General features: G+C 72.6%; 5 protein-coding genes. 3 read left to right on the top strand and 2 right to left on the bottom strand.

The features are described from left to right. Window positions 1-2288 (bottom strand): sensor histidine kinase (locus tag GSF22_RS29415; RefSeq protein ID WP_208817173.1); only part of this gene is annotated, 2288 nt, incomplete at its 3' end. A 299-nt stretch (window positions 2289-2587) separates the two neighbouring features. Between GSF22_RS29415 and GSF22_RS29410 the strand changes: the two genes are divergently transcribed. The 3 genes from GSF22_RS29410 to GSF22_RS29400 all read left to right on the top strand — a co-directional run bounded on the left by GSF22_RS29410 (window position 2588) and on the right by GSF22_RS29400 (window position 4522). Continuing rightward, entirely contained in the window at window positions 2588-3169 is a 582-nt protein-coding gene (locus GSF22_RS29410) for a hypothetical protein (RefSeq protein WP_208817172.1), read from the top strand. An 11-nt stretch (window positions 3170-3180) separates the two neighbouring features. Then, the gene (locus GSF22_RS29405) at window positions 3181-4065 is read left to right on the top strand and encodes a hypothetical protein (RefSeq protein ID WP_208817171.1); all 885 of its coding nucleotides are present in this window, start codon (window positions 3181-3183) and stop codon (window positions 4063-4065) included. Window positions 4066-4165: 100 nt separating this feature from the next. Beyond that, the gene (locus tag GSF22_RS29400; protein WP_208817170.1) at window positions 4166-4522 is read left to right on the top strand and encodes a hypothetical protein; all 357 of its coding nucleotides are present in this window, start codon (window positions 4166-4168) and stop codon (window positions 4520-4522) included. Window positions 4523-4726: 204 nt separating this feature from the next. Here GSF22_RS29400 and GSF22_RS29395 read toward each other — a convergent pair. Next, the coding region (locus GSF22_RS29395) for a glycoside hydrolase family 6 protein (protein WP_208817169.1) at window positions 4727-6000 on the bottom strand (1274 nt) is incomplete at its 5' end.

Here is a 6000-nt window from a genome sequence, read left to right as displayed (position 1 = left end):
GCCCCCGAGTCCTGCCGCCCCCGCGCCGTACCGGCCTGGAGGGCCGACATCGCGGCGCGGGTCTGTTCGGGGGTCCGGGTGGCCGGTTCCCGGGACGGCTCCGGATCGACCGGCGCGAGCAGCTTCGGCGACATGCTGCGTTGCCGGATCCGGCGGGGCAGTCCGTCCGGACCGATCGGCGGGTCGGCCGGTACCGCCGACGGTCCACCTTCCACACCCGTCCCCGCCGGTGCCGGGCGGAGCGGCGTGGGTGCGCTCCGGCCCCGCCCGGACCGGGCGGAACGTTGTCTCGGCACGGTGGAGAGCCGGCTGAGCCGGCCCGCCGGGCGCCCGGTGGGACCGATCCGGGCCACCTGCGCCCCGACCACCGGGGTCGGGCCGCCATCCACCGGTTCCCCGGTGTCCGGGGTCGGTACGACGAGTCCGGTGGGGATCAGCACCACCGCGGTGATGCCGCCGTACGCGGACGGGCGCAGTTGGACCTTCACCCCGTGCCGGGCGCCGAGCCGGGCCACCACGAACAGGCCCAGCCGGGCCGTGTTGGCCGGGTCGAAGTCGGGTGGCTCGGCGAGCCTCTGGTTGGCGGCGGTGAGCGCCTCGGCCGACATGCCCAGCCCCCGGTCGGTGATCTCGACGGCGTACCCGTTCGGCACCAGCTCACCGGAGACCCGCACCTGCGTCTCGGGTGGGGAGAAGACGGCGGCGTTCTCGATCAGCTCGGCCAGCAGGTGGATGACGTCGCCGACGGCCCGGCCGGCGGTCGCCGCGTCCTGCACCGAGGCCACGTCCACCCGCGCGTAGTCCTCGATCTCCGAGACCGCCCCCCGGATCACGTCGATCATCGGTACCGGGTTCCGCCAACCCCGCCCCGGTGCCGCGCCGGCCAGGATGACCAGATCCTCGGCGTGTCGCCGCATCCGGGTCGCCAGGTGGTCGACCCGGAACAGGTCGGCCAGCTCGTCCGGGTCCTCGACCCGGTGCTCCATCCGGTCCAGCAGGGCGAGTTGCCGGTGCAGCAGGGTCTGGCTGCGTCGGGCGATGTTGAGGAAGACCTCGTTGAGGCCCCGCCGCAGGGTGGCCTCGTCGATCGCGGAGCGGACCGCAGTGGACTGCACGGCGCTGAACGCGTGCGCCACCTGACCGATCTCGTCGGAGCCGTACTCCAGTGGCGGCGCCTCCCGGGCGAGGTCGACCTCAGCACCCTGCCGCAGTCGGGCCACCACCGCCGGCAGCCGCTGCTCGGCCAGTTCGAAGGCGACCGTCCGGAGACCGGTCAGCCGGTGCACCAGGGACCGTCCGACGCGCAGTGCCACCACGACCGAGCCGACCACCGCGACCAGGCCGAGCAGTCCGGTCGCGGCGAGCCGGACCAGGATGCCCACCGCCACCGGCATGGTCCGGTCGGCCACCCCCTGCGCCTCGCCCAGCTCGAACTCGCGCAGCTGCTGCTGCACGGTGTCGTAACTGGCCTGCCAGAGCGGTACGTCCACCTTCGGCACACCCCGGCCGTCCGCCCCGACGAGGGTCTCCTGCATGCTGCGGAGCTGGACGAACGCGTCCGCCTCGGTCAGCCGCTGGTATGCGGCCCGGTCCTCGGCCGGCAGTTCGGCCACCGCGCTGGCGGTGAGGAACTTCTGGCTACCGATGATCTGGACGAGCTGGGCGTGTTCCCCGGAGGCGTACCCGCCACCGGTGATCGCCCCGGCGAGCAGGGCGTCGGCCTGGCCGAGCAGCTCACGGGCCTGGCCGAGCGCGGTCAGCGCCCGGACCTGCCGGTTGATTCCCTCGTCGGGGAGGGTCGCGGTGGCGTTGAACGCACCGAACGCGACGGCCACGATGCCGCTGTAGAGTCCGAGCGCACCGGCCCGGTCCATGGTCTGCTGGTCGATCGCGGCCCGCCCGGCGGGCAGCGCCTCCAGGCCGGTGACGAGCTGGTCCAGCCGCCCTTCGAGCAGGTCGTCGGCGGCGTCGCGGAGGTCCTCGTCGGCCAGCCGGCGACGGAAGTCGACGACCGCGTCGTCGGTACGGACCCGTTGGGCCCGCAGTTCCGGCAGGCCGGCCCGGGAGGCGAGGTACACCACGGAGAGCCGCCGCTCCCGCTGGAGTTCGGCGACGAGTCGCTCCCCCGGGCGGCCGACGTCCTCGAAGAGGGTCTGCGCCGTGAGCAGCTTCAGCGCCGGGCCGACCACCAGGCTGGTACTGAAGATCCAGAGCACCAGCAGCGCGGCGATCGGCATGACGACCAGCGCGACGAGCTTCGAGCGGATCGGCCAGTTGCCGGTTTTCATGGGACCTCGCCCGAGGGGTGGCAGGGGTGACGCGGGCCCGGCCGGGCCGCTACTCCCGCCGGAGGCGCGGCTGCACGCAACGCCCCCGGCAGGATACGTAATCCTGACCAGCCGCACTACCGCCGCCCTCGCCGGGCGGGGTCACCCCGACACACCCCGTTGCTCCCCGGTGGACCGGGCGCCACGCTCGATCGACCAGGGGATGTTCGGGCGTTCCGCCAGCGTGGGCCGGAAAGTACGTCGAATCTGGATTGGCGGTCGGTGTCGAGCGGGAATACCAGGTGGCGAAGGAGGAAACCATGTCGCCCACGCAGCTAGTCGTCATCTTTCTCGTGGTCCTCGCCGTCGCCGCACTGGTCGCGCTCGCCGTCGCCACCAGCCGGCGGCGGGCGCTGCGGGACCGCTTCGGCCCGGAGTACGACCGGGTCGTCGCCGACCGGGACAGCCGGACCGCCGCAGAGCGGGAGTTGCGGGAACGGGAACGCCGGCACGCCGAGTTGACCCTCACCCCGTTGAGCCCCGAGTCCCGGGCCCGGTACACCGCCGCCTGGGAGGAGATCCAGATCCGGTTCGTGGACTCCCCCGCCGCCGCGGTCGGCGACGCGGACGAGCTGGTCACCCGCCTGATCGCCGAACGTGGCTATCCCACCGGGGACTACTCGGAGCAACTCGCGCACCTGTCGGTGGAACACGCCCGTACGCTCACCCACTACCGGGACGCCCACGACATCCACCTGCGCGACACGCGGGGGGAGGCCAGCACCGAGGATCTCCGCCAGGCCGTCGTGTACTACCGCGAACTCTTCGCCGACCTGCTCGGCGAGGTACCGGTACGGCAGCAGCACCCGGATGACACCCCGCAGGACGCCACGAGCCGCTAGGAGAGACCGCGATGCGCCAGCACGACGACCGGAAGAGCCAGGACGCCACCGAGGTGATCAAATCGGATCCGGTACCCGTACCGGGCGAGCCGGACTTCCACCCGCCTGCGCCGGTGCCGACCGCCTTCGGGGCGACCACGGTGGGTGGTGCGGTGGCCGCGTCCGCCATGGCCAGCGGCCGGGCGGCCGACGAGCGGGACCCGCGCGGCGAGGACACCGCCCGGCCCGGTGACGGCACCGCCGGTCAGGTGGGTGCGGAGGCCGATCCCGAGGCCGGGCATCCGCTCCCGGAGGCGGGACGCCGCGCCCCGGGGAACCCGGACCCGGACGCCACCGCCCGGTTCGCCCCGCCGACCGCCGATCCGGACGCCACCGCCCGGTTCAACCCACCGGCCGCCGACCTGGACGCCACCACCCGGTTCAACCCACCGGCCGCCGACCCGGACGCCACCACCCGGTTCGACGCACTGGCCCGCCCCGGACAGCGGGGGGTCGCCCCGGTGGACGACGCCCCGGGGTACGGCCGGGCCACCCCGACGATGGTCGACCCGGACGGCACGGCCACGCCGGCCGGGGCGCACCGGCCGGCAGCCGGCGGCCCGGACTCCGCAGCGGCGGGCCCGGCGGCCGGGACGGGCGAGCCGTTCCTCTCCGGCACCCAGGAGTACCGCGACCGGTGGCGGGAGGTCCAGCTCCGCTTCGTCGACGACCCCCGGGCCGCCGCCGGGGAGGCCCGGGAGGTGGTCGGCGACGCCATCGAGGCGGTCGCCCGTGCGCTCGCCGCCCGGCGGGACGAACTGGACGGCTGGCAGCAGAGCGGGTCGGAGGACACCGAACAGCTCCGGGTGGTGGTCCGGCGGTACCGGGATCTCCTCGACCGGCTGCTCGGCCTCTGACCGACGGCATGGCGGGCGCCATCCGGGGTAGCCAACCCGGAAGGAGAAGCCGCACCTGCCGGCGTCCGTCGGCGCCCGTTAGGGACAGGAGGGCGACATCATGACCGAACGTGACCGGCCGCTGGAGGAGAGCCCCGAGGTGGCCGCAGCGGTGGACGACGAGACCACGGTGCCGCAACTGGTGACCGGCGGCGGGCCGGACGCGGACTCCCCGGCCTTCACCGAGCCGGGCACGCCGGCCGGTGACTTCCCGCCCACCGAGGAGATCATCGGCGACCCGTTCGGCGCCGGCTCACCGGGCGGTGGGAGCGCCATCCGTACCGGCGGTGAACAGCCCTGGGATCCGGAGGACCTCGCCGCCGCCCGGGGTCAGGACCCGACTCCGGCGAACGTGGAACGGGCCCGGCAGGACCTGGCCCGGGAGGGACGGGCGGCGGTGGAGAAGACCGTTCCGTGAGGCGCGGACCTCCGGTGCCCGGGAGGGCCCACCGCCACCTGCGCGTCGATCATGAAGTTGTTGTCACGACACGCCGGAGTGCGTGACAACAACTTCATGATCAATCAGGAAAGACCGGAGATGTGAGTTGGGCCAGAAAGGCGGGGCACCCCCGGTCGGCGGACCGGGGGTGCCCCTGTGCGGTACTGGTGCTGCGGGTGCTGCTCAGGAGAGCGGCGGGTACGCGTTCTGCATGAGCTGGGCGAACTGGGCCGGGAACCAGGCGCCGGAGATCGGCGCGTTGGGCAGGGCACCGCTCATGCTGTTGCCGTTGCGGGCGTTACCGGTGTAGGTCGGGTCGCACATCCGGTCGAAGCCCTTGCCCTCGTCGTTCGGGATGTACTCGCTGGAGCCGTCCGACTCGCCCGGGGGCTTGATCCAGACGTACGCGTCGATGCCCGGCTCCGGGGCGGCCTTCGGGCGCTCACCCAGGCCGGCACCGGACTGGTTGCACCAGTTGCCGGCGTGGATCCGCCGGTCGATACGGCCACCGTCGACGTAGGCGTCCACGCTGGTCAGCGGGCCGGGGCCGGTCGGCCGGGCCGAGCCACCCCAACCGTTGCGGGAGGTGTCGATGAGCATGCCGATCTTGGAGTCGAAGCCCTTGGAGACCAGCTCGTTACGGAACGCCTGGGCGAAGGACAGTTCGTCCACGTAGTAGTTCCAGTCGATCCACTTGGACTGCCGCACCGTGGTGCCGTTGACGCTGTCGGTGACCTTGAAGTTGGTCTCCTTCAGCGCCGAGTAGTTCGCCGTGTTGACGATGAAGCCGTGCACGTTGTTGACGGTGCTGCCGGAGGCGACAGCGGCGTCCTTCAGGATCTGGGCGGTGGGGCTGAAGTTGCTGTCCCAGCCGATCCAGCCGTGGTGCGCGGCGTCGATGTAGTTGTAGACGTTGCCGATCGCGCCGAGCTTGGTCAGCGCGTACCCGATGCCGTTGACGTAGGCACCGTTGGCCTTGACGGTGTCACACATCACGGTGCCGCCGGGCTTGCCGGAGGTGTTGGTCACCAGGTTCGGCAGCGAGTCGATCTCGATGATGTTGATGATCCGCAGGTTGCGGTACTTCGGGTCGGCCTGGATCGCGGCGATCGGGTCGATGTACTCCGCCTTGTAGCGGGGCAGCTCGTCCGGGCCCAGCTCACCGTTGGAGGCCAGCGCGGCGCAGTCCCGGCCGGGCAGGTTGTAGATGACGAACTGGATGTAGCCCGCCCCCTGGGTCAGGGCCCGGTCCAGGTGGTCCCGGACGCCCATGGCGCCGTTGGAGCTGCTGTCGTCGGTGCCGTTGATGGCGGCGATCCGGTCGATCCAGACGGCGGTCGGGTTGTTCGAGACCCGGTTACCGCCGGCCACCGACTCGGCCTTCGCCTTCCACTCCGGGTTCACGTAACCCGGCACCCCGACGTACGGGTTGTCCACCCGGGTGCCCTGGGTGGGCG

Origin of the sequence: Micromonospora echinofusca (genome assembly GCF_017614955.1) — a bacterium.
Classification (GTDB): domain Bacteria; phylum Actinomycetota; class Actinomycetes; order Mycobacteriales; family Micromonosporaceae; genus Micromonospora; species Micromonospora echinofusca_A.
Note: the sequence above shows the minus strand (reverse complement) of the source record. Positions and strands in the feature narration are given on the sequence as shown.

Coding starts and splice junctions, on each gene's coding strand:
- GSF22_RS29410 (WP_208817172.1), top strand. CDS start 2,588: ATGTCGCCCACGCAGCTAGTCGTCATCTTTCTCGTGGTCCTCGCCGTC.
- GSF22_RS29405 (WP_208817171.1), top strand. CDS start 3,181: ATGCGCCAGCACGACGACCGGAAGAGCCAGGACGCCACCGAGGTGATC.
- GSF22_RS29400 (WP_208817170.1), top strand. CDS start 4,166: ATGACCGAACGTGACCGGCCGCTGGAGGAGAGCCCCGAGGTGGCCGCA.